At 55.2% G+C, this 21,744-nt stretch carries 22 protein-coding genes; 11 read left to right on the top strand and 11 right to left on the bottom strand.

Features of this window, described 5'->3' with window-relative positions; genetic code table 11:
- Positions 1-72 precede the first annotated feature (72 nt).
- Together U9O48_RS13575 and cutC are read left to right on the top strand one after the other, a co-directional pair.
- Positions 73-633, top strand: coding sequence for a VOC family protein (locus tag U9O48_RS13575; RefSeq protein WP_285144244.1), 561 nt, complete (start codon positions 73-75; stop codon positions 631-633).
- Between the two features lie 85 nt (positions 634-718).
- Positions 719-1,462 carry a copper homeostasis protein CutC gene (gene cutC, locus U9O48_RS13570; protein WP_324722651.1) on the top strand — a complete coding sequence of 248 codons (744 nt, stop codon included), beginning with the start codon at positions 719-721 and terminating at the stop codon, positions 1,460-1,462.
- 290 nt (positions 1,463-1,752) lie between these two features.
- Here the strand turns inward: cutC and cmoB are convergent, their stop codons facing one another.
- The 5 genes from cmoB to U9O48_RS13545 are packed head-to-tail and all read right to left on the bottom strand — an operon-like array spanning position 1,753 to position 5,328.
- Positions 1,753-2,724 (bottom strand): tRNA 5-methoxyuridine(34)/uridine 5-oxyacetic acid(34) synthase CmoB, encoded by a 972-nt coding sequence (gene cmoB / locus U9O48_RS13565; protein WP_095282397.1) that lies wholly within the window; start codon positions 2,722-2,724, stop codon positions 1,753-1,755.
- A complete protein-coding gene (gene cmoA / locus U9O48_RS13560; protein ID WP_282494662.1) occupies positions 2,721-3,461 on the bottom strand; it encodes a carboxy-S-adenosyl-L-methionine synthase CmoA in 741 nt (246 codons plus the stop codon). The genes cmoB and cmoA overlap by 4 nt, the downstream gene beginning before the upstream one ends.
- 40 nt (positions 3,462-3,501) lie before the next feature.
- A complete protein-coding gene (locus U9O48_RS13555) occupies positions 3,502-3,897 on the bottom strand; it encodes an MAPEG family protein (RefSeq protein WP_095282395.1) in 396 nt (131 codons plus the stop codon).
- Between the two features lie 49 nt (positions 3,898-3,946).
- Positions 3,947-4,765, bottom strand: coding sequence for a DUF72 domain-containing protein (locus U9O48_RS13550; protein ID WP_285144246.1), 819 nt, complete (start codon positions 4,763-4,765; stop codon positions 3,947-3,949).
- On the bottom strand, positions 4,762-5,328 hold the full coding sequence (locus U9O48_RS13545) for a hydrolase (RefSeq protein WP_285144247.1): 567 nt from the start codon (positions 5,326-5,328) through the stop codon (positions 4,762-4,764). The genes U9O48_RS13550 and U9O48_RS13545 overlap by 4 nt, the downstream gene beginning before the upstream one ends.
- Before the next feature lie 264 nt (positions 5,329-5,592).
- Between U9O48_RS13545 and aspS the strand changes: the two genes are divergently transcribed.
- From aspS to ruvB, 6 genes are all read left to right on the top strand, one after another.
- Positions 5,593-7,380 carry an aspartate--tRNA ligase gene (gene aspS, locus U9O48_RS13540; protein WP_285144248.1) on the top strand — a complete coding sequence of 596 codons (1,788 nt, stop codon included), beginning with the start codon at positions 5,593-5,595 and terminating at the stop codon, positions 7,378-7,380.
- 1 nt (position 7,381) lies between these two features.
- Positions 7,382-7,825, top strand: coding sequence for a dihydroneopterin triphosphate diphosphatase (gene nudB, locus U9O48_RS13535; protein ID WP_285144250.1), 444 nt, complete (start codon positions 7,382-7,384; stop codon positions 7,823-7,825).
- A 138-nt stretch (positions 7,826-7,963) separates the two neighbouring features.
- The gene (locus U9O48_RS13530; protein WP_014070693.1) at positions 7,964-8,704 is read left to right on the top strand and encodes a YebC/PmpR family DNA-binding transcriptional regulator; all 741 of its coding nucleotides are present in this window, start codon (positions 7,964-7,966) and stop codon (positions 8,702-8,704) included.
- Positions 8,705-8,738: 34 nt separating this feature from the next.
- Entirely contained in the window at positions 8,739-9,260 is a 522-nt protein-coding gene (ruvC, locus tag U9O48_RS13525; protein WP_285144251.1) for a crossover junction endodeoxyribonuclease RuvC, read from the top strand.
- Between the two features lie 80 nt (positions 9,261-9,340).
- Positions 9,341-9,952 carry a Holliday junction branch migration protein RuvA gene (gene ruvA / locus U9O48_RS13520; RefSeq protein ID WP_282494657.1) on the top strand — a complete coding sequence of 204 codons (612 nt, stop codon included), beginning with the start codon at positions 9,341-9,343 and terminating at the stop codon, positions 9,950-9,952.
- Positions 9,953-9,963: 11 nt separating this feature from the next.
- Entirely contained in the window at positions 9,964-10,974 is a 1,011-nt protein-coding gene (gene ruvB / locus U9O48_RS13515) for a Holliday junction branch migration DNA helicase RuvB (protein ID WP_100779779.1), read from the top strand.
- Between the two features lie 96 nt (positions 10,975-11,070).
- On the opposite strand, the gene znuB is transcribed toward ruvB, so the two are convergent.
- Both znuB and znuC read right to left on the bottom strand, forming a co-directional pair.
- Entirely contained in the window at positions 11,071-11,856 is a 786-nt protein-coding gene (gene znuB / locus U9O48_RS13510; RefSeq protein WP_282494656.1) for a zinc ABC transporter permease subunit ZnuB, read from the bottom strand.
- On the bottom strand, positions 11,853-12,608 hold the full coding sequence (gene znuC, locus U9O48_RS13505; RefSeq protein WP_285144252.1) for a zinc ABC transporter ATP-binding protein ZnuC: 756 nt from the start codon (positions 12,606-12,608) through the stop codon (positions 11,853-11,855). Before znuC ends, znuB begins: the two co-directional genes overlap by 4 nt.
- A 77-nt stretch (positions 12,609-12,685) precedes the next feature.
- Between znuC and znuA the strand changes: the two genes are divergently transcribed.
- The 3 genes from znuA (at position 12,686) to lpxM (ending at position 16,055) form a co-directional block, all read left to right on the top strand.
- Complete coding sequence (gene znuA / locus U9O48_RS13500) at positions 12,686-13,630, top strand: zinc ABC transporter substrate-binding protein ZnuA (RefSeq protein WP_285144253.1); 945 nt, start codon at positions 12,686-12,688, stop codon at positions 13,628-13,630.
- Positions 13,631-13,645: 15 nt separating this feature from the next.
- Positions 13,646-14,965 (top strand): murein DD-endopeptidase MepM, encoded by a 1,320-nt coding sequence (mepM, locus tag U9O48_RS13495; protein ID WP_282494653.1) that lies wholly within the window; start codon positions 13,646-13,648, stop codon positions 14,963-14,965.
- Between the two features lie 118 nt (positions 14,966-15,083).
- Positions 15,084-16,055 carry a lauroyl-Kdo(2)-lipid IV(A) myristoyltransferase gene (gene lpxM, locus U9O48_RS13490; protein WP_285144254.1) on the top strand — a complete coding sequence of 324 codons (972 nt, stop codon included), beginning with the start codon at positions 15,084-15,086 and terminating at the stop codon, positions 16,053-16,055.
- Between the two features lie 52 nt (positions 16,056-16,107).
- Here the strand turns inward: lpxM and U9O48_RS13485 are convergent, their stop codons facing one another.
- The 4 genes from U9O48_RS13485 to U9O48_RS13470 all read right to left on the bottom strand — a co-directional run bounded on the left by U9O48_RS13485 (position 16,108) and on the right by U9O48_RS13470 (position 21,420).
- Positions 16,108-16,776 carry a DUF2931 family protein gene (locus U9O48_RS13485; RefSeq protein WP_285149478.1) on the bottom strand — a complete coding sequence of 223 codons (669 nt, stop codon included), beginning with the start codon at positions 16,774-16,776 and terminating at the stop codon, positions 16,108-16,110.
- A complete protein-coding gene (tssD, locus tag U9O48_RS13480) occupies positions 16,773-18,764 on the bottom strand; it encodes a type VI secretion system tube protein TssD (RefSeq protein WP_285144256.1) in 1,992 nt (663 codons plus the stop codon). The genes U9O48_RS13485 and tssD overlap by 4 nt, the downstream gene beginning before the upstream one ends.
- 238 nt (positions 18,765-19,002) lie before the next feature.
- The gene (gene pyk, locus U9O48_RS13475; protein WP_282494651.1) at positions 19,003-20,445 is read right to left on the bottom strand and encodes a pyruvate kinase; all 1,443 of its coding nucleotides are present in this window, start codon (positions 20,443-20,445) and stop codon (positions 19,003-19,005) included.
- Positions 20,446-20,550: 105 nt separating this feature from the next.
- Positions 20,551-21,420: a MurR/RpiR family transcriptional regulator gene (locus tag U9O48_RS13470; RefSeq protein WP_095282381.1), complete on the bottom strand. Its 870-nt coding sequence runs from the start codon at positions 21,418-21,420 to the stop codon at positions 20,551-20,553.
- Positions 21,421-21,744 lie beyond the last annotated feature (324 nt).

The following is a 21,744-nucleotide window of genomic DNA, read 5'->3' as shown; positions in this document are numbered from 1 at the left end:
GAAATCTGCGGTTGGTTGCAGCCATGCAACAGAGTAAATTAGCGGCTTTGCGACAGGATAAGAGAACCGCTGATGACGAACTGGCAATCCATTGACGAACTGCATGATATTTCCGCAGATTTACCGCGTTTCACCCAGGCGTTCACAGAACTTGCCACCCGGCTGGGGCTGGATATCGCTCCGCTCGACGCCGATCACATTTCCCTGCGCTGTCATCAGGACGCAACGGCGGAGCGCTGGCGTCGCGGGTTTGAACAGTGCGGCGAACTGCTGTCGGAAAATGTCATCAACGGTCGCCCGATTTGCCTGTTCAAACTCCATGAGCCCGTCTGCGTGGCGCACTGGACATTTCACGTGGTTGAATTGCCGTGGCCGGGCGAAAAGCGCTATCCGATCGAGGGTTGGGAGCATATCGAAATCGTACTGCCTGGCGACCCCGACACCCTGAATGCCCGCGCGCTGGCGCTGCTGTCGGACGACGGCCTTAGCCAACCCGGTATCTTTGTGAAAACCAGTTCGCCAAAAGGGGAGCGCGAGCGTCTGCCGAACCCGACGCTGGCGGTGACCGATGGAAAAGTGACGGTGAAATTTCACCCCTGGACCATCGAGCAAATCGTCGCCAGTGAAGCATAACCCGCAAAAGAGTGTGAACTCACGCTGAGTCCGCCGTCGAGCGGCGTGGCATGATGGTTTATTACCGTGGATTTAAGGAGGAAGTGTGGCGCTACTGGAGATCTGTTGTTACAGCATGGAATGTGCTGTCACGGCGCAACAAAACGGGGCCGATCGCGTTGAACTGTGCGCCGCGCCGAAAGAGGGCGGTCTGACGCCGTCATACGGCGTGCTGAAATCTGTCCGCGAGGCGGTGACCATTCCCGTCCACCCGATTATTCGCCCGCGCGGCGGAGACTTTTGTTACTCGGCGGGTGAATTTGACGCCATGCTGGAAGATGTGACATGTGTTCGCGAACTGGGCTTCCCGGGTCTTGTGATCGGCCTGCTCGATGAAGAGGGTAACGTCGATATGCCGCGTATGCGCCAGATTATGGCGGCGGCAAAAGGGATGGCGGTGACTTTTCATCGTGCGTTTGATATGTGTAAAGATCCGATTCAAGCCTTTGAAAATCTGGCAGAACTGGGCGTGGCGCGCATCCTGACATCCGGCCAGCAGTCGAGCGCTGAAAAAGGACTGCAATTAATTATGGAACTAAAAGCGCATTCTGGTGTTCCAATAATAATGGCAGGTGCGGGAGTCCGCGCCAGCAATCTGGAAACGTTTTTAAACGCAGGGGTAGAAGAGCTTCACAGTTCGGCAGGCAAGTGGACGCCTTCGCCTATGCGCTATCGCAACACAGGATTGTCAATGTCGACAGATGCCGAAGCGGATGAGTACTCCCGCTACGGGGTAGATGGAGAGTCGGTTGCGGTAATGAAATCAATGATTGAGCAGTTTCACGTGTAGCAGCGATTTTTACCGCGCATCATGTCGCCCAATATGATGCTTGCTTGTACCAGGCCCCTGCAATTTCAACAGGGGCCTTTTTTTCTCCTTCATATTTCAAGCCGCAGCTGCGTTGGCTGCCTCGCTCACACCGGTCACTGACTCATGTCAGCTCCCGGCGATTCGCTGCGTTGCCGCCTTGCTGCAACTTGAACTATTTTGGAGAAACCGTGCTAACTGCCGGGTGGCGGCTTCGCCTTACCCGGCCTACAAAATCGTAGGCCCGTGCAAGCGAAGCGCCGCCGGGCAAATCACGGCTTCGTCGCAATCAACACCGCACGCATCGGCGCGGGATAGCCTTCGATGGTTTTGCTGCTGTCGTTCGGGTCGAGGAATTCGGCCAGCGACTCGGTGGTCAGCCACTCGGTGCGACGCTGTTCTTCCGTCGAGGTCACGCACACATCCACAATGCGGATATCGACAAAACCACACTTCGCCAGCCAGTTTTTCAGCGCCAGCGCGGACGGGATGAAATAGACGTTACGCATCTGCGCGTAGCGATCGCCTGGGACCAGCACCGCATTTTCGTCGCCTTCGATCACCAAAGTTTCCAGCACCAGTTCGCCGCCACTGACCAGCTGATCTTTCAGCTGCCACAGATGCTCCAGCGGGGAGCGGCGATGGTACAGCACGCCCATCGAGAAGACCGTATCAAAGGCGTTCAGGGCAGGGAGTTGTTCAATGCCCAGCGGCAGAACGTGCGCGCGCTGATCGTTACCCAGCAGTTTACGCACCGCTTCGAACTGGCACAGGAACAGCTGCATCGGGTCGATCCCGACCGCCAGATGCGCGCCTGCACCAATCATGCGCCACAGGTGATACCCGCTCCCGCAGCCGACGTCCAGAATCGTGCGACCGGTTAAATCCGACAGATGCGGCAGAACGCGATCCCACTTCCAGTCGGAACGCCATTCGGTATTGATGTTCAGACCGTACAGGGAGAACGGCCCTTTGCGCCACGGCATCAGGTTGCGCATCAGCTTTTCAAGACGCAGCAGCTGGCCTTCGCTCAGTGGCTCGGCACTTTCCGCCGTCACGCTGTGCAGCAGGTCCAGTTTGTAAGGCGTCATTTCCGGCAAAAACTCGACCGCGTTGCTCCACTGCTTAAACTGGCCGTGCAGGGAGTCGCGCTGCCAGGCAGCAACCTGCGCAGGCAGGGTCTCCAGCCAGTGGGAGAGGTGGTTTTTGGCGATAAGCTGATAGAAATTGCTGAAGTCGATCATGCGTTGTCCCCTTTCAGAGCCACCAGGGAACCAAAGTTAAAACACTGGAACCAGAGTTCGCTGTGCTCAAAACCGGCTTTATGCAGGCGCGCTTTATGCGCTTCGACGGAGTCGGTGAGCATCACATTTTCCAGCATGCTGCGCTTCTGGCTGATCTCCAGCTCGCTGTAACCGTTGGCACGTTTGAAATCGTGATGCATGTTGAACAGCAGTTCGCCGACTTTCGCATCTTCAAAGCTGAATTTCTCTGACAGCACCAGCGCGCCGCCGGGGTTCAGCCCCTTGTAAATTTTGTCCAGCAACAACTGGCGATCTTCGGGCACCAGGAACTGCAGGGTAAAATTCAGTACCACCATCGAGGCGTTCTCGATGTGGATATCGCGAATATCGCCTTCGATAACCTCAACGGGCGTCGGTGCTTTGTAGGCATCCAGATGACGGCGGCAGCGCTCGACCATCGCCGGAGAGTTATCGACGGCAATGATCTTGCAGCCTTCGTGATGCACGTTACGGCGAATCGACAGCGTCGCGGCGCCCAGTGAACAACCCAGGTCATAAACCTGCGTGCCGGGTTGAACAAAGCGTTCAGCCAGCATGCCGATCATAGAGATAATATTGGAATAACCTGGAACAGAGCGCTGGATCATATCCGGGAAGACTTCGGCTACCCGTTCATCAAAGGTCCAGTCGCCCAGACTGGCGATAGGCGCGGAAAAAAGCGTGTCGCGATCAGACATAACGTAAAAATCCGGGAAAAATAAAGTGGCGTATTGTGCGCTAATGGAAGGAGAAAACCAACTCCCACGGCATATACCACAGGTTAGCCAGCACCATCAGCAAAAGCGAACACCAGGTCGCGCTCATGCCGGAACGACGCCAGCGAAATAAGCGGTGGTGAAAGCCGTAGTAGTGCATCAGTCGTCCGGCGATCAACAGCAGACCGCAGACGTGAACCATCCAGGTTTCCGCGCCGTCCATCTCCATGAGCAGCAGCAAAATCAGCGCAACGGGAATGTATTCCACCGCATTACCATGAATACGGATGGCGCTTTGTAACTCCGAAAACCCACCGTCACCGTATGAGACGCGGTATTGCATTCTCAGGCGCACAACATCAAACGAAAACTTAATCAGTAGTAATGCACCTAACACCGCGTACAGTGCGCTGACCATACAAACTCCCTGTTTTTGGCAGATGGCACTTCTATGATAGGGGCTGACGTCAGAAAAGAGAAGATTGTTGTGGGATGGAGGGGGCAGGGCCAAGGGACGGAACCGCAGCCTGCAAGGCTTGCCACAGAGCATCGACCAGTTCAGGTGCCTGTGCGATATCCGGCGTGTGCAGGAAAAGGTAAGGGGTGGTGGTTTGCTCCCACTTCGGCAGCGTTTGCAGCCAGACGGCGAACATCTCGCGATTTTGCTGCATATTGTCGCTGCCGATGAACCGTACCATCGGATTGTTGGCCGTCACCACGGCGTGAACCGGCACTTTCGGTTTTTTGCGCTGGGCGTCGATAATGGCTTCGTTATGCGCCACGGCGCTGTGGACCGGGCGGCTGTCCAGAATGACCCGATTCACACCGCGTTCATGCAGCCCACGGTTAAGCGCTTGTTCCGCTTCGCCTTTGGCGAAAAATTCCGGATGACGCACTTCCACGCCGTAGGTGAATTCGCGGGGAAGGGCGTCGAGAAATGCCCAAAGGGCGGGCAGATCGCGCGGGCCAAAGGTTGCAGGGAGTTGCAGCCAGTACTGGCCGATGCGGTTCGCCAGGGGCGACATCCTTTCGAAAAACTCCTCGGTTAAATCTCCGCACTGGCGCAGCGCGGCCTGGTGGGAAATGGTCGCCGGAAATTTAAAGCAGAAGCGGAAATCATCGGTGGTCTGCTCACGCCAGCGCGCGACGATCTCCGCGCGCGGCAGGGCGTACAGCGTGGTATTGCCCTCCACACAGTTAAAATGGCGGGCATACTCTTCAAGGCTGGTAATGCCAAGGCGCACCCATTTCGGGTGCGACCATTGGGGCAGGCCCAGGTAAATCATAGCGCGCTGAGGATCTCGTCGGTGCTGCGCACGCGACCGATACGCGGGAAGATATGGGTCATGCTGCCCTGATGCTGATCCGCCGAGGCGGCGCTGCACGCGTCTTCGGCAATCACCAGGTTAAAGCCCAGCTCCCAGGCGTTACGCGCGGTGGATTCCACGCCGATGTTGGTGGAAATCCCGCACAGGATGATGGTGTCGATCCCACGACGGCGCAGCTGGAGTTCCAGATCGGTGCCGTAAAACGCGCCCCACTGGCGTTTGGTGACTTCGATATCGCTATCCTGTTTGCCGAGCGTTTCAGGATAGGTCCACCAGTTTGCCGGCAGCGCGGCAGCAGGGGCTTGCGCATCCACCGGCTGTTTCAGCGCTTCGGCGAAATCCGCTGACCAGCCCACGCGCACCATGACCACCGGCGATCCGCTGGCGCGGCATTTATCCGCAAGACGTGCGCTGCGGCTGACCACATCCGAAGCCGTATGCGGGCCTCCGGCGAACGGCAGAATGCCTTCCTGCAAATCGATCACGACAAGTGCGGTTTTGGTGGCATCAAGTGTTAACATCATTACTCCAGTCAAAAGATTAGCGTCCGTCACACCTTACGATGATACAGGGTAAGTAAGATCGGATAATTTTGTTAATTTTTGTGAGAATGCGCAATAAGAGCGCAGCAATCGCGCGTCTGGCAAGCTTCTCTCTTATCGTACGGCGGAATTTCCAGTATAATAGCCGCCTTTTTTCATCCAGTTGTGACATACAGAAAGCTGCGACATAGTAGCCTGTAACTCAGGCGACATTTAGCCTGCGGCTAAATTAAGGGATATCTCATGCGTACAGAATATTGCGGGCAGTTGCGTCAGTCCCACGTTGGACAGCAGGTGACCCTGTGTGGTTGGGTCAACCGTCGTCGTGATCTCGGTAGCCTTATCTTCATCGATTTGCGTGACCGTGAAGGCATCGTGCAGGTGTTCTTCGATCCGGATCGTGCGGACGCGTTAAAACTGGCCTCCGAACTGCGTAATGAGTTCTGCATCCAGGTCACCGGCACCGTGCGTGCGCGTGACGAAAAAAATATCAACGCCGACATGGCGACGGGTGCCATCGAAGTGCTGGCGTCCGACCTGACTATCATCAACCGTTCAGAATCGCTGCCGCTTGACTCCAACCACGTCAACACCGAAGAAGCGCGTCTGAAATATCGCTATCTGGATCTGCGTCGCCCGGAAATGGCTCAGCGCCTGAAAACCCGCGCGAAGATCACAAGCCTGGTGCGTCGTTTCATGGACGACCACGGTTTCCTCGATATCGAAACCCCGATGCTGACCAAAGCCACGCCGGAAGGCGCGCGCGATTACCTGGTCCCGTCTCGTGTGCATAAAGGCAAGTTCTACGCGCTGCCGCAGTCTCCTCAGTTGTTCAAACAGCTGCTGATGATGTCCGGTTTCGACCGCTACTATCAGATCGTGAAATGCTTCCGTGACGAAGACCTGCGCGCTGACCGTCAGCCTGAATTCACCCAAATCGACGTCGAGACCTCCTTCATGACCGCACCTCAGGTGCGCGAAATCATGGAAGCGCTGGTGCGCGGCCTGTGGCAGGACGTGAAGGGTGTGGATCTGGGCGATTTCCCGATCATGACCTTCGCCGAAGCAGAACGTCGTTACGGCTCTGACAAACCAGACCTGCGTAACCCGATGGAACTGGTGGACGTTGCTGACCTGCTGAAAGCGGTTGAGTTTGCGGTCTTCTCCGGCCCGGCTAACGATGCGAAAGGTCGTGTGGCTGCTCTGCGCGTACCAGGCGGTGCGCAACTGAGCCGTAAACAAATTGATGACTACGGCAATTTCGTCAAAATCTACGGCGCGAAAGGCCTGGCTTATATTAAAGTCACCGAACGTGCGAAAGGCATCGAAGGCATCACCAGCCCGGTGGCGAAATTCCTGAACGCAGACATCGTGGAAGCGATCCTTGAGCGCACCGGCGCACAGGACGGCGACATGATCTTCTTCGGCGCAGACAACAAGAAAGTGGTTGCCGATGCGCTGGGCGCTCTGCGCCTCAAACTGGGTAAAGACCTGAACCTGACTGACGAAGCCAAATGGGCTCCGCTGTGGGTGATCGACTTCCCAATGTTTGAAGATGACGGTGAAGGCGGCCTGACGGCGATGCACCACCCGTTCACCGCACCGAAAGACATGACCGCGAGCGAACTGAAAGCTGCACCGGAAGAGGCGGTTGCGAACGCCTACGATATGGTGATTAACGGTTATGAAGTAGGCGGCGGTTCCGTGCGTATCCACAGCGGCGAAATGCAGCAGACCGTGTTCGGCATTCTGGGCATTAACGAGCAAGAGCAGCGCGAGAAGTTCGGCTTCCTGCTGGATGCCCTGAAATACGGCACGCCTCCGCACGCGGGCCTGGCGTTTGGTCTGGATCGTCTGACCATGCTGCTGACCGGCACGGATAACATTCGTGATGTGATTGCCTTCCCGAAAACCACCGCCGCTGCGTGTCTGATGACCGAAGCGCCAAGCTTTGCTAACCCGGCCTCTCTGGCTGAGTTGGGCATTCAGGTTAAGCCGAAAGATAAAGGTGAGTTAGAGGCGAACGACTAGCATGTCATATAAGCTTCCCGTTTCTGTTCTGGTGGTCATCTATGCAGAAGATACGAAGCGGGTGCTGATGTTGCAGCGGCGCGACGATCCCGATTTCTGGCAGTCGGTTACCGGCAGCCTGGAAGAGGGCGAAACCGCGTCGCAGGCCGCCGCGCGTGAAGTAAATGAAGAGGTCACCATTAATGTTGCTCAGGAGCAACTGACCCTGAAGGACTGTCAGCGCACGGTGGAGTTTGAAATTTTTAGCCATTTACGTCATCGCTATGCTCCGGGAATCAAGCGCAATAAAGAATCGTGGTTCTGTCTTGCGCTTCCCCATGAACGGCAGATCGTGTTCACCGAACATCTGACCTACCGCTGGGTTGAGGCGGCCGAAGCGGCCACCTTAACCAAGTCGTGGAGCAACCGGCAGGCGATTGAAGAATTTGTAATTAACGTTAATTAGTTTTCCCAAGAATTTCAGTTCTCAGGAAGGCGGCAAGACCGAGAGTCACCCTGAGCTTACTTCAGTAAGTGATGGGTGCGAGCGGGCGCAGCCAACGCACCTGAGGGCTGAAAGGCGACGGGAAATGGAGAACTTTTTATGGCAGGTCATAGTAAGTGGGCCAACACGAAGCATCGCAAAGCAGCACAGGATGCCAAACGCGGTAAGATCTTTACCAAAATCATTCGTGAGCTGGTGACGGCAGCCCGTCTGGGCGGCGGCGATGCGGGTTCTAACCCACGTCTGCGCGCAGCGATTGATAAAGCACTGTCTAATAACATGACGCGTGACACCCTGAACCGTGCGATTGCACGTGGCGTGGGCGGCGATGACGACGCGAACATGGAAACCATCATTTATGAAGGTTACGGTCCTGGCGGTACAGCGGTCATGGTTGAGTGTCTGTCCGACAACCGTAACCGTACCGTTGCCGAAGTGCGCCATGCGTTCACCAAAACCGGTGGCAACCTGGGCACCGACGGTTCCGTGGCTTACCTGTTCAGCAAAAAAGGCGTGATCTCCTTCGAGAAAGGCGATGAAGATGTGATCATGGAAGCGGCGCTGGAAGCGGGCGCTGAAGACGTGGTGACCTTCGACGACGGCGCGATTGACGTTTACACCGCCTGGGAAGAGATGGGCGCGGTGCGTGATGCGCTGGAAGCGGCAGGTCTCAAAGCAGACAACGCTGAAGTGTCGATGATCCCATCGACCAAAGCCGATATGGATGCGGAAACCGCGCCAAAACTGCTGCGTCTGATCGACATGCTCGAAGACTGCGATGACGTGCAGGAAGTTTATCATAACGGTGAGATCTCTGATGAGGTCGCCGCGACTCTCTAATGAGAGTCATTGAACCTCTAACCGGAGACGCGTGATGTCGATTATTCTCGGGATTGACCCCGGCTCGCGCATTACCGGTTACGGCGTTATCCGCCAGGTGGGTCGCCAGCTGACCTACCTCGGCAGCGGCTGTATTCGCACCAAAGTCGATGATTTACCGTCGCGTCTGAAGCTCATTTACGCAGGCGTGTCGGAAATCATCACCCAGTTTCAGCCCGACTTTTTTGCCATTGAGCAGGTCTTTATGGCGAAAAATGCCGACTCGGCGTTAAAGCTGGGCCAGGCGCGCGGCGTGGCGATTGTCGCGGCGGTCAACCAGGATTTGCCGGTGTTTGAATACGCGGCGCGTCAGGTCAAGCAGACGGTGGTGGGCAACGGCGGGGCAGACAAAGTCCAGGTCCAGCACATGGTGCGGACCTTGCTTAAACTCCCGGCCAACCCGCAGGCGGATGCCGCCGATGCGCTGGCGATTGCGATAACCCATTGCCATGTGAGCCAAAACGCCATGCAAATGAGCGATTCGAGGCTCAATCTGGCGCGAGGCCGGTTACGATAATCACAAATCAGGCTGGATAAACATCCAGCCTTTTTTTATGATGACGGAAGTTAATTTCGCATCTCACGCAGGAGCATCATGTGATTGGCAGACTCAGAGGCATCATCATTGAAAAACAACCCCCGTTAGTTCTGCTGGAAGCGGGAGGCGTGGGGTATGAAGTCCATATGCCGATGACCTGTTTCTATGAACTTCCGGAGTCGGGTAAAGAGGCGATTGTTTTCACCCAGTTCGTGGTGCGTGAAGATGCCCAGCTTCTGTATGGCTTCAATAACAAGCAGGAACGCATGCTGTTCCGCGAGCTGATTAAAACCAACGGCGTCGGGCCTAAGCTGGCGCTGGCAATTTTGTCCGGCATGTCGGCGCAGCAGTTTGTGAATGCCGTTGAGCGTGAAGATCCCGCTGCGCTTATCAAACTCCCGGGCATCGGCAAAAAAACCGCTGAGCGCCTGATTGTCGAAATGAAAGACCGCTTCAAAGGTCTTCATGGCGACCTGTTCACACCGGCGTCCGATCTGGTGCTGACCTCGCCGAACGGTCCGACGGATGACGACGCAGAGCAAGAAGCGGTGGCTGCGCTGGTGGCGCTGGGCTATAAACCACAGGAAGCCAGCCGGATGGTGAGCAAAATCGCTAAACCGGATGCCAGCAGTGAAACCCTGATTCGTGAAGCGCTCCGCGCGGCATTGTGAGGTAGTAGAGGATGATTGAAGCAGACCGCCTGATTTCGGCAGCCAGCAATGTTCCAGAAGATGTGGTGGATCGCGCGATCCGCCCGAAGCTGCTGGAAGAGTATATCGGCCAGCCGCAGGTTCGCTCACAGATGGAAATCTTTATCCAGGCGGCGAAACTTCGCGGAGATGCCCTCGATCATCTGCTGATTTTTGGTCCTCCCGGCCTCGGTAAAACCACGCTGGCGAACATCGTCGCCAATGAGATGGGCGTGAACCTGCGTACCACCTCGGGCCCGGTGCTGGAGAAGGCCGGGGATCTGGCGGCGATGCTGACCAACCTCGAGCCGCACGACGTGCTGTTTATCGATGAGATCCACCGTCTTTCGCCGGTGGTGGAAGAGGTGCTCTATCCGGCGATGGAAGATTATCAGCTGGATATCATGATTGGTGAAGGCCCGGCGGCGCGCTCGATTAAAATCGATCTGCCGCCGTTTACCCTGATTGGTGCCACCACCCGTGCAGGTTCTCTGACCTCGCCACTGCGCGACCGCTTCGGCATCGTGCAGCGCCTCGAGTTTTATCAGGTGGCGGATCTGCAGTACATCGTCGGTCGCAGCGCCCGCTTCATGGGGCTTGAGCTGAGCGACGAGGGCGCATTTGAAGTGGCTAAGCGCTCGCGCGGCACACCGCGTATCGCCAACCGTCTGCTGCGCCGTGTGCGTGACTTCGCGGAAGTGAAGCACGATGGCACCATCTCGCTGGATATCGCCTCCCAGGCGCTGGATATGCTGAACGTTGATGCCGAAGGGTTTGACTATATGGACCGCAAGCTGCTGCTGGCGATTCTGGATAAATTCTTTGGCGGGCCGGTCGGGCTGGACAACCTGGCGGCGGCGATTGGCGAAGAGCGTGAAACCATCGAGGACGTGCTGGAGCCGTATCTAATCCAGCAGGGCTTTTTGCAACGCACACCGCGTGGGCGTATGGCAACGGTTCGCGCGTGGAATCACTTCGGGATTACGCCACCGGAAATGCCGTAGTTCGCAGCCGAAAAAAAGCCGGATGGCGGCTGACGCCTTATCCGGCCTACAATGAAACATGTCGCCCGGTACGCGCAGCGCCACCGGGGAAAAGAGTTAGCTCGCGGGTTTCTTCATCATACTGAAGATAAACATCAGCGCAGCGCACAGGACAACTGACGGGCCGGCTGGCGTGTCGTAAAACGCCGAGAAGGTTAATCCACCGGTCACGGCAATGATGCCGACAATCACCGCCACACCCGCCATCTGCTCCGGCGTACGGGCGAAACGACGCGCGGTTGCGGCCGGGATAATCAGCAGCGACGTAATAATCAGCGCGCCGACAAACTTCATCGCCACCCCAATCGTCAATGCGGTCACCAGCATCAGCAGCAGCTTCACGCGCTGCAGTTTAACGCCATCCACAAAGGCCAAATCAGCACTGACGGTCATCGCCAGCAGATTGCGCCATTGCCACAGCAAAATCCCGAGCACGATCGCCACGCCAATGGCGATAGAGATCAGATCTTCTGGCGTCACCGCCAGCAGGTCGCCAAACAGATACGCCATTAAATCGACGCGAATGTTCGACATCAGGCTCACCACCACCAGACCGAGCGACAGCGCACTGTGGGCCATAATGCCCAGCAATGTATCCACCGCGAGGTGAGGGCGCTTCTCCAGCCACACCAGACCGGCGGCAAGCAGCAGCGTCACGGCGATGACCGCGTAGAACGGATTCACATCCAGCAGCAGGCCAAAGGCCACGCCCAGCAATGAGGCATGGGCCAGAGTATCGCCAAAATAGGACATCCGGCGCCAGACGACAAAAGAGCCCAGCGGACCCGCGGCACAGGCGAGCATCACCCCGGCTAACCAGCCGGGTAATAACAATTCAATCATGAGTGTCCATTTCCTCGACGCAGGACAATCCGTCCCTGTAAATCATGGCGATGATTATGGTTGTGGCGATAAATCCCCAACTGTTCAGCCCCGCGAGAGCCAAACATGGAGATAAATTCAGGATGCATCGACACCACTTCCGGCGTGCCGGAGCAGCAGATGTGGTGATTCAGGCACAGCACTTCGTCGGTCTTCGCCATCACCAGGTGCAAGTCGTGCGATACCATCAGAACGGCGCAGTCCAGCTCGCGGCGCAGCTGATCGATCAGGTCGTACAGGGCGACCTGGCCGTTGACGTCAACGCCCTGGGTTGGCTCGTCGAGTACCAGCAGCTGCGGCTTGCTCAGCAAGGCGCGCGCCAGCAGAACGCGCTGGGTTTCACCGCCGGAGAGTTTCTGCATCGGCGCTTCGACCAGATGCCCGGCCTGAACGCGCTTCAGCGCGGGAAGGATATCGTCTTTGCGGGTGCCAGGACGCAGTCGCAGAAAACGACCCACCGTTAAGGGCAGGGTGGCGTCGAGATGAATTTTTTGTGGGACGTAGCCGATTCGCAGCTTTTCGTCGCGCTTGATGACGCCGGAATCAGGTGCTACCAGCCCGAGAACCACGCGCACCAGCGTCGATTTGCCCGCGCCGTTTGGGCCGAGCAAAGTTAAAATTTTGCCGGGTTTGAGGTCCAGCGATACGTCAGAGAGGACGCGGCGCTGACCAAAAGAAACCGAGATATTTTCGAGAGAAACTAAATTCGTCATGTCAATTTAAGCTTGCAGAAGTCAACGAATGTTATAATATCACATTCCACGCATTCATTACGATCATAAGTTGCATTATGTTACATAAAAATACGCTTCTTTTCGCAGCATTATCCGCTGGCCTTTGGGGTTCAGCAGCACAAGATGTTAACGCCGCCGTTGTCGCTTCGCTTAAACCACTGGGATTCATCGCTTCGGCCATCGCTGATGGCGTGACAAAAACCCAGGTTTTACTGCCTGACGGTGCCTCCGAGCATGATTATTCTCTGCGCCCATCCGATGTAAAACGCTTACAGAACGCGGACTTAGTGGTCTGGATTGGTCCAGAGATGGAAGCCTTCATGCAAAAGTCCGCAAGCAAAGTTCCGCCGCAAAAACAGGTGACCATCGCCGAGCTTTCCGGCGTGAAACCGCTGCTCATGAAAGGGGCTGACGACGACGATGGCGATCACGACCATGATCACGCCGATGGCGAAAAAGGTGACGACCATCACCATCACGGCGAGTACAACATGCATCTTTGGCTCTCCCCAGAGATAGCGCGGCTCTCAGCGGTTGCAATCCATGACAAATTAGTGGAACTTATGCCGCAAAGTCGAGCCAAACTAGACGCCAACCTGAAGGATTTTGAGGCACAATTAGCCGCAACCGATAAGCAGGTGGGTAACGAGCTCGCACCGTTGAAAGGAAAAGGGTATTTCGTTTTTCATGATGCCTATGGCTACTACGAAAAACACTACGGCCTGACCCCGCTGGGTCACTTTACCGTCAACCCGGAAATTCAGCCTGGTGCGCAGCGTTTACATGAAATCAGAACACAGTTGGTTGAGCAAAAAGCGACATGCGTTTTTGCTGAGCCACAGTTCAGGCCAGCGGTCGTTGAAGCCGTGGCCAGGGGAACGTCCGTGCGCATGGGGACCCTGGACCCGCTTGGAACCAATATTCAGCTGAGCAAGGCGAGTTATTCGCAGTTCCTCAGCCAATTGGCGAACCAGTATTCGAGCTGCCTGAAAGGAGATTAACGAGGAAGTGAACACGTGCAACAGATAGCCCGCTCTGTCGCCCTGGCATTTAATAATCTGCCTCGACCCCACCGCGTAATGCTGGGGTCCCTTACAGTTCTTACATTAGCGGTCGCCGTCTGGCGGCCCTATGTGTACCACCCACATTCAGCCCCCATCATTAAAACCATCGAACTGGAAAAGAGCGAAATCCGCTCCTTGCTGCCCGATGCCAGTGAGCCTATCGATCAGGCCGCTCAGGAAGACGAAGCCATTCCTCAGGATGAGCTGGATGACAAAACCGCGAACGAAGCGGGCATCCACGAGTATGTAGTCTCTACGGGCGATACCCTGAGCAGCGTGCTCAATCAGTACGGTATTGAGATGGGTGATATCAGCCAGCTCGCCGCATCCGATAAAGATCTGCGTAACCTGAAAATTGGTCAGCAACTCTCCTGGACACTTACCAGCGATGGCGATTTACAGCGTCTGACCTGGGAAGTCTCGCGTCGCGAAACCCGTACCTACGATCGTACTGAAAACGGTTTCAAGATGACCAGCGAAATGCAGCAGGGCGACTGGGTCAACAATGTACTGAAAGGCACCGTGGGCGGTAGCTTTGTCGCCAGCGCGCGCGAAGCCGGGTTAACGAGCGGTGAAATCAGCTCAGTTATCAAGGCCATGCAGTGGCAGATGGACTTCCGCAAACTGAAAAAGGGCGATGAATTCTCGATCCTGATGTCCCGCGAAATGCTGGACGGCAAGCGCGAGCAGAGCCAGCTGATGGGCGTGCGTCTGCGCTCCGAAGGAAAAGACTATTACGCCATCCGCGCTGAAGACGGTAAGTTCTACGACCGCAACGGTACGGGCCTGGCGAAAGGCTTCCTGCGCTTCCCGACAGCGAAACAGTTCCGCGTTTCATCCAACTTTAACCCGCGTCGTCTGAACCCGGTTACCGGCCGCGTGGCGCCGCACCGTGGCGTTGACTTCGCGATGCCGCAGGGCACGCCAGTGCTCTCTGTCGGTGACGGTGAAGTGGTTATCGCCAAACGCAGCGGCGCGGCAGGGTACTACGTCGCCGTTCGTCACGGTCGCACCTACACCACCCGCTACATGCACCTTCGCAAACTGCTGGTCCAGCCGGGTCAGAAAGTGAAACGTGGCGACCGTATCGCGCTGTCGGGCAACACCGGCCGCTCTACGGGCCCGCACCTGCACTATGAAGTGTGGATCAACCAGCAGGCCGTGAACCCGCTGACGGCGAAACTGCCGCGCACCGAAGGCCTGACCGGTAAAGATCGCACCGATTATCTGGCTCAGGTCAAAGAGGTTATGCCGCAACTGCGCTTCGACTAACCTTTCGTTATCTTAAAGCCGGTGCAGAGATGCGCCGGCTTTTTCTTTTGTGCGATGCAGCCTGCCTCGCTACACTAACTGATGATTATTTTTAGCTTCACCAGACCCTGGAACCCGCATGGAAACCCAAAAAAACAATAGTGAATTCATTCCCGAGTTTGAGAAATCTTTTCGCCATCCGCGCAACTGGGGCGCCTGGCTGGGCGTTTATGCGTTTGCGGGCATCGCACTGCTTCCTGCCTCCGTGCGCGATCCGGTCCTTGGTAAAATCGGCCTGATCGCCGGCCGAGTGGGCAAAAGCGCGCGCCGTCGCGCGCAAATTAATCTCTTCTACTGTTTCCCGGAAAAAAGCGACGCCGAGCGGGAAGCGATTATCGACGCCATGTTCACCACTGCGCCGCAGGCGATGGCGATGATGGGCGAGCTGGCGCTGCGCGGGCCGGACAAGATTAAGGATCGCGTGGACTGGAAAGGGCTGGAGATTATTGAGGAGATGCGTCGCAACGACGAAAAGGTGATCTTCCTCGTGCCGCACGGCTGGGGTGTGGATATTCCGGCCATGCTGATGGCCTCGCAGGGGCAGAAGATGGCGGCCATGTTCCACAACCAGGGCAACAAAATCTTCGACTACGTCTGGAACACCGTCCGCCGCCGGTTCGGTGGCCGACTGCATGCGCGTAACGACGGGATCAAACCGTTCATCAAGTCAGTGCGTGAAGGCTACTGGGGCTATTACCTGCCGGATCAGGATCACGGGGCCGAGCACAGCGAATTTGTCGATTTCTTTGCCACCTATAAAGCGACACTGCCCGCGATTGGCCGTCTGATGAAAGTCTGTCGCGCACGCGTGGTGCCACTTTTCCCTGTTTACGACGGCAAAACCCATCGCCTGACCATCGAAGTGCGCCCGCCGATGGACGACCTGCTGGAAGCAGACGACAACACCATCGCGCGCCGGATGAACGAAGAGGTCGAAATTTTCGTGGGTCCGCATCTCGAGCAGTACACCTGGATCCTGAAGCTGCTTAAGACGCGCAAGCCCGGTGAGACAGAGCCGTATAAGCGCAATGAGTTGTACCCTAAGCGATAGATGCTAAGCGCGTATAAGAGGTTTTATACGCGCTAATCTGCTGTATCTCACCTTACCATTTTCCGTACGGATAGGTTTTGCCTTTGATGAAATTTTTGATGCTTTGGTCGTATCCATCAGGGATGGTATAAGACATCTCAAGGCGGCTAATACCTTTACAGCCATCCAGTTTATCTCCAGACAATGTAGTTATTTTTTCTGGTTGCACGAGAAGATTGTCACCCCCACCACTATTTTGGAGCCAGATTCTGACCTTACCCTCAGGAGCCAGACCAAATAACATCGTGCTGTACCATGCCTTTTCGCCGAATATATCTATCCCTGTCGACACACTCATTTGCGTACGCACCGATTTAGGAAGAGTAATTCTCGTTTCATAGGTGCGTTTATCAATAATGGAATCCCAGCAAAACAGCATGTTTACAGGGGGATGAAGTGCTTTGTTAAACATTGCAAAACGCATGTACCTTTTATCCCACGAGGAAACACTTGCATCATCCTCATCTGTACTGTCTAAATTTCTGAATGAATAGAGGATGTTGTTTTCGTCGATAATGCCAACATAATTGACGAAAGCGGGCAGTTCCTTAGGTGTGAAAAAAACGAAACCCCATTTTCCGTAAGGCATTTCTCCTGCTTCTTCCGAAGAGGGTGGGATGCTGGAATGACAGGCTGTTGTCGTCAGCATCAGAACGAGGGTGAATATTTTTCCATGTCTCATTTTTTATTACCGTCCATGTTGTACGTTGTGCGCCGCCAGTTTTCATCTGGCCGGTTAACAAAACTTAGGGTCTCGGACACGGACGCGCCGCCGTAGGGTTTTCTTGCGCTATCAAGAACAATGCTGTTCCAGTTTGCTGAGCAGTGGATATAGTCCTTCGCCAAAAGGTCAATTTCCGAAGGATCGAGGTGAGTCGCTGATAAACCGCAACGTATTGCAGCCCCTAAAGCCATAACCTTTGAGCACAACGGTAAAAGATCGGAAGTGATACTTAGCTCTTTGTCTTCTTTTTTAATCGGTTTAAACACAGCCCCCGCATTCTGCGCCGCATCGAGCATTACCCTCAGCACCACCTTCGACCAGTCGTTCTTCACGATGCGCTTTTTCATTGCCAGAGCGGCAAACGCGCGCTTCTGCATCCCTTCTCTCGGATGAGCAGGCATCTTCGTGTCCTCCCAGGCATCAGCCGTGATGTCATTGGTACGGATGAGCGGGGCCGCAACCGCTGAAGATTCCAGTATTTTCAATTGATTCAGAGCATGTTGATAAGCGCGTGAGCTGGCAAGCGGTGTATCCAGCGGCACGGTTTCCACTTCAGGGCGCGTCAGATAGAGGTTTTCCCGCATCACGGGCAGATAACCACCGCCGATATCAGAGTGCGCTCCGGGCAGAGCCAGTTCCGGCCAGGCGGGCTGCACGCTGTTCAGGGCGAAGTTAAAACGGCACTCGTGCTGCGCCGTGATATGGAACACGTTCTCCGCCACACCGGGACGCAGTACGATATTGACGTCACCGGTGTTCGCCGTGTGAGGATTGAGACCGTTTTGCGGTGTGCCGATGGCAGCGACCGTATCAAAAATACCAATAAAGCGGGTTTTTCCTGCCGGAGTACCAGAGTATTTAAAATCATTCATACCCTGACGAATGGCATTAATAACAGGGCGGTCCTCCGCCTGAACTCGATTAGCGAAGTGGCGTGCCGCCGCCGCGCCGCGGCTGAAACCGAAAATATCGAACTGGAAAGATGTGACCGCAATAACGCATCCGTGCATTTTCTGCTGTAACTTACGCAATGCGTCTTTTATGGCCTCAGCTATCTGCTTCACCGCCAGATCCGTCTTCGCAATCACCCCGGTATCTGCCACGCCTAAGCTAAGCCCAATCATGCTGTCCGGTTTTCCCGCCTCGGTGCCGATCCCCTCAACGTAAATGGCTGCCTGTGCTTGCCCTGAATCAATGGGCAGATCCGTTTTGTACAAGGTATTTAACCAGTGAATATTGGTGTACCCGCCGGTATAGCTGGTGGCCCCCGTGCCGGAGACGCCCATCTGTTCCTGCGCTGTACGCGCCAGAATGCTCTCGGCGTCCGGGTCGGAGAGGTCAAAGTGCGCGGCGGTACAGGCGGCAAGCATGTTTTGCGTGTTGACGGCGTTATTACCGGTCCCGTCAAAAAATACCCCGAGCGTCAGGGTAATATCCCGTTTTTCAGGTTGCTTTTGTTCAGTCGGAGGGAATATTTCATTATACTTTTCCGGCAACACCAGATCGCTAAATTCGGTGTTCGCAATAAGATGTTTACTGCGAATATAATCATAACTCACGCTGATACTTTCAGTATCCAACATATCCTTCGTCACTGAGCTCGATATAGCCTGAATCGACGCGCCGCGCAGTTCAATATGAAAATACTTTTCCTGACGGCCAAAGCGATTGGTACGGTAATAATCAAAACTCAGCCGCAGTTTTTCATTTTCATTAATCGCCGCCATCAGAAGCGGTGAGCTTTTGTCGACCGGCTTGGTGAAACTCAGCCCCTGGTGATGCGCACCACCTGTGGTGCTGACGCTGCTGGATGAGAGCTGATAAACAAGGATTTCGTTTTCATGTCGGTACTGAAAGCGGTTGCCGATCGATTTTTCCGTGCCACAGCCAGAAGATATTTGTCCCTGATGCTCTCCCGTCAGCGTTAAATAGATAACGTTGCTCATTCAATGACGTCCTTTTCATTGTTCAGCTAAATAATCAGAAGTGATTATCCAATCAAGTTGGAAGTGTAATGTATTTAATCGGCGGAGAGTTATTGGCAATATCCTGGAATAAGAAAATAAAAAATTGCCAGAGGAGTGGGTTTCCACTTCCGGATATCAGTATGAAAGAGGTTGCAACTAAGAAAGGGGGAAGATGGACTGACGGAGAGAATCTCCGGCAGTCCAGGATATAACAGTATTACTCGACAGTCATCACGCGAGTGGTGTTGGTCGAGCCAATGGTGCTCATCACATCGCCCTGGGTGACGATTACGATATCACCAGAGACCAGATAGCCTTTATCGCGCAGCAGATTGACCGCGTCGTTCGCTGCGGCAACACCGTCGTTGGTGCTGTCGAAGAAGACCGGAGTCACGCCACGATACAGGGCCGTCAGGTTCAGGGTGCGTTCATGACGGGACATGGCGAAGATCGGCAGGCCGGAGCTGATACGGGAAGTCATCAGCGCGGTGCGGCCGGATTCGGTCATGGTGATGATCGCAGTCACGCCTTTCAGGTGGTTCGCCGCGTACATGGCGGACATGGAAATCGCTTCTTCCACGTTATCAAACTGAATGTCCAGACGGTGTTTGGAGACGTTGATGCTTGGGATCTTCTCAGCGCCCAGGCACACGCGCGCCATCGCGGCCACGGTTTCAGCCGGATACTGACCCGCTGCCGTTTCCGCAGAGAGCATCACCGCATCGGTACCATCCAGCACGGCGTTGGCGACGTCCATCACTTCCGCACGGGTTGGCATTGGGTTAGTGATCATCGACTCCATCATCTGGGTCGCGGTGATCACGGAGCGGTTCAGCTGACGCGCACGACGGATCAGCGCTTTCTGGATGCCGACCAGCTCAGGGTCGCCGATTTCAACGCCCAGGTCGCCACGGGCAACCATTACCACGTCAGACGCCAGGATCACATCATCCATCGCTTCCTGGCTGCAGACGGCTTCCGCACGTTCCACTTTAGCCACGATGCTGGCGTCGCAGCCTGCATCACGCGCCAGACGGCGAGCGTAGTTCAGGTCTTCGCCGCAGCGCGGGAAGGAGACGGCCAAATAGTCGACGCCAATCTGCGCGGCCGTGATGATGTCGGCTTTGTCTTTTTCGGTCAGGGCTTCAGCGGAGAGACCACCGCCGAGTTTGTTGATGCCTTTGTTGTTGGAAAGCGGGCCGCCCACGGTCACTTCGGTGAACACTTTCATGCCCTGGACTTCGATCACTTTCAGCTGCACGCGACCATCGTCGAGCAGCAGGATATCGCCCGGCACCACGTCAGCAGGCAGACCTTTATAGTCGATGCCCACTCGCTCCTTGTCGCCTTCGCCTTTACCCAGGTTGGCGTCGAGGAGGAATTTATCGCCGATGTTAAGGAAAACTTTGCCTTCTTTAAACGTCGAAACGCGAATCTTCGGACCCTGCAGGTCGCCGAGGATAGCCACGTGACGTCCCAGTTTTGCCGCGATCTCACGGACCTTGTCTGCACGTAATTTGTGGTCTTCTGGCGTACCGTGAGAGAAGTTCATGCGTACCACGTTGGCGCCCGCGGCGATAATTTTCTCGAGGTTATTATCGCGGTCAGTTGCCGGACCTAAGGTGGTAACGATCTTGGTTCTGCGAAGCCTTCTGGACATGTAATACTCCGTTGACTGAAACAACTTTGGTGTTGCGTGAACATAGATTCGGCGCTGTGTAGAAACTACCGAATACCGAAAAAAGTAACAACCTTATAAAAACATTCAGGGTACATCGCCCTTAATGAGCAATTCTTTATCAAAACGCGATTCCTTGAGCGCTTCTTTGACCCGCTTCAAGTTATCTCTGAATTTCGCGCCGCGACGCAGGGTAAATCCCGTTGCCAGCACGTCGATGACCGTTAACTGCGCCAGCCGGGAGACCATCGGCATATACATGTCCGTATCTTCCGGCACATCCAGCGTAATGGCCAGCGTCGCTTCACGCGCCAGCGGCGTTCCGGCGGTGGTGAGGGCAATCACCATGGCATCGTTTTCACGCGCCAGCTGCGCCAGCTCCACCAGACTTTTGGTCCGCCCGGTGTGGGAGATCAGCACCACCACGTCATCTTCGTTACAATTCATACAGCTCATGCGTTGCAGCACAATGTCATCGGAGTAAATCACCGGGACATTAAAGCGAAAAAATTTGTTCATTGCGTCGTGGGCCACGGCAGCGGAAGAGCCCAGCCCGAAGAAGGCGATTTTTTTCGCCTGGGTGAGCAGATCCACGGCGCGATTGAGCGACGCTTTATCCAGCGACTGGCGCACATGGTCGAGGGTCGCCATCGCCGATTCAAAAATTTTGCCCGTATAGGCCTCTACGCTGTCGTCTTCATCGACATTGCGATTTACATAGGGCGTGCCGTTTGCCAGACTTTGGGCCAGATGCAGTTTAAAATCAGGAAAACCGCGCGTCTCAAGACTGCGACAAAAGCGGTTGACGGTAGGCTCGCTGACCCCCGACTCCTGCGCCAGAGCGGCGATGCTGGAATGAATGGCCTGAGTCGGTGAGGCGAGAATAACTTCCGCCACTTTACGCTCGGATTTGCTAAGGTGTTCCAGTTGAAACTGGATTTTTTCCAGCATGTTCATGATGACAAGACGCTCATGGGTGGAAACGATTTCATTAATTGATGAAATCGTGATTCGAATTAGGAAGAATATACCCCTCTGACCTGGTCGAAGGGTAATGAACAACACGAAAAGTTGTTGTTTTTTTTCATTACTTGATCGCGGTCGGGTTTTCGCAACGGCCCGGCCGCGCAAAGATCCAACGGATTCGTCGTGATTCCCGTAACTGAAGCGTGTAAACAATCAAAAATCGCGTTATCGCACGCGAGGTTAAGCGCTAATGGTTTCGGGAATGACGTAAAAGCAGTACAGTGCATTGTAATAAAATTACAACGATATTCTGGC

Origin of the sequence: Lelliottia sp. JS-SCA-14 (assembly GCF_035593345.1) — a bacterium.
In the GTDB taxonomy this organism is placed as follows: domain Bacteria; phylum Pseudomonadota; class Gammaproteobacteria; order Enterobacterales; family Enterobacteriaceae; genus Enterobacter; species Enterobacter wanjuensis.
This window is presented reverse-complemented; position numbering and strand designations above follow the sequence as displayed.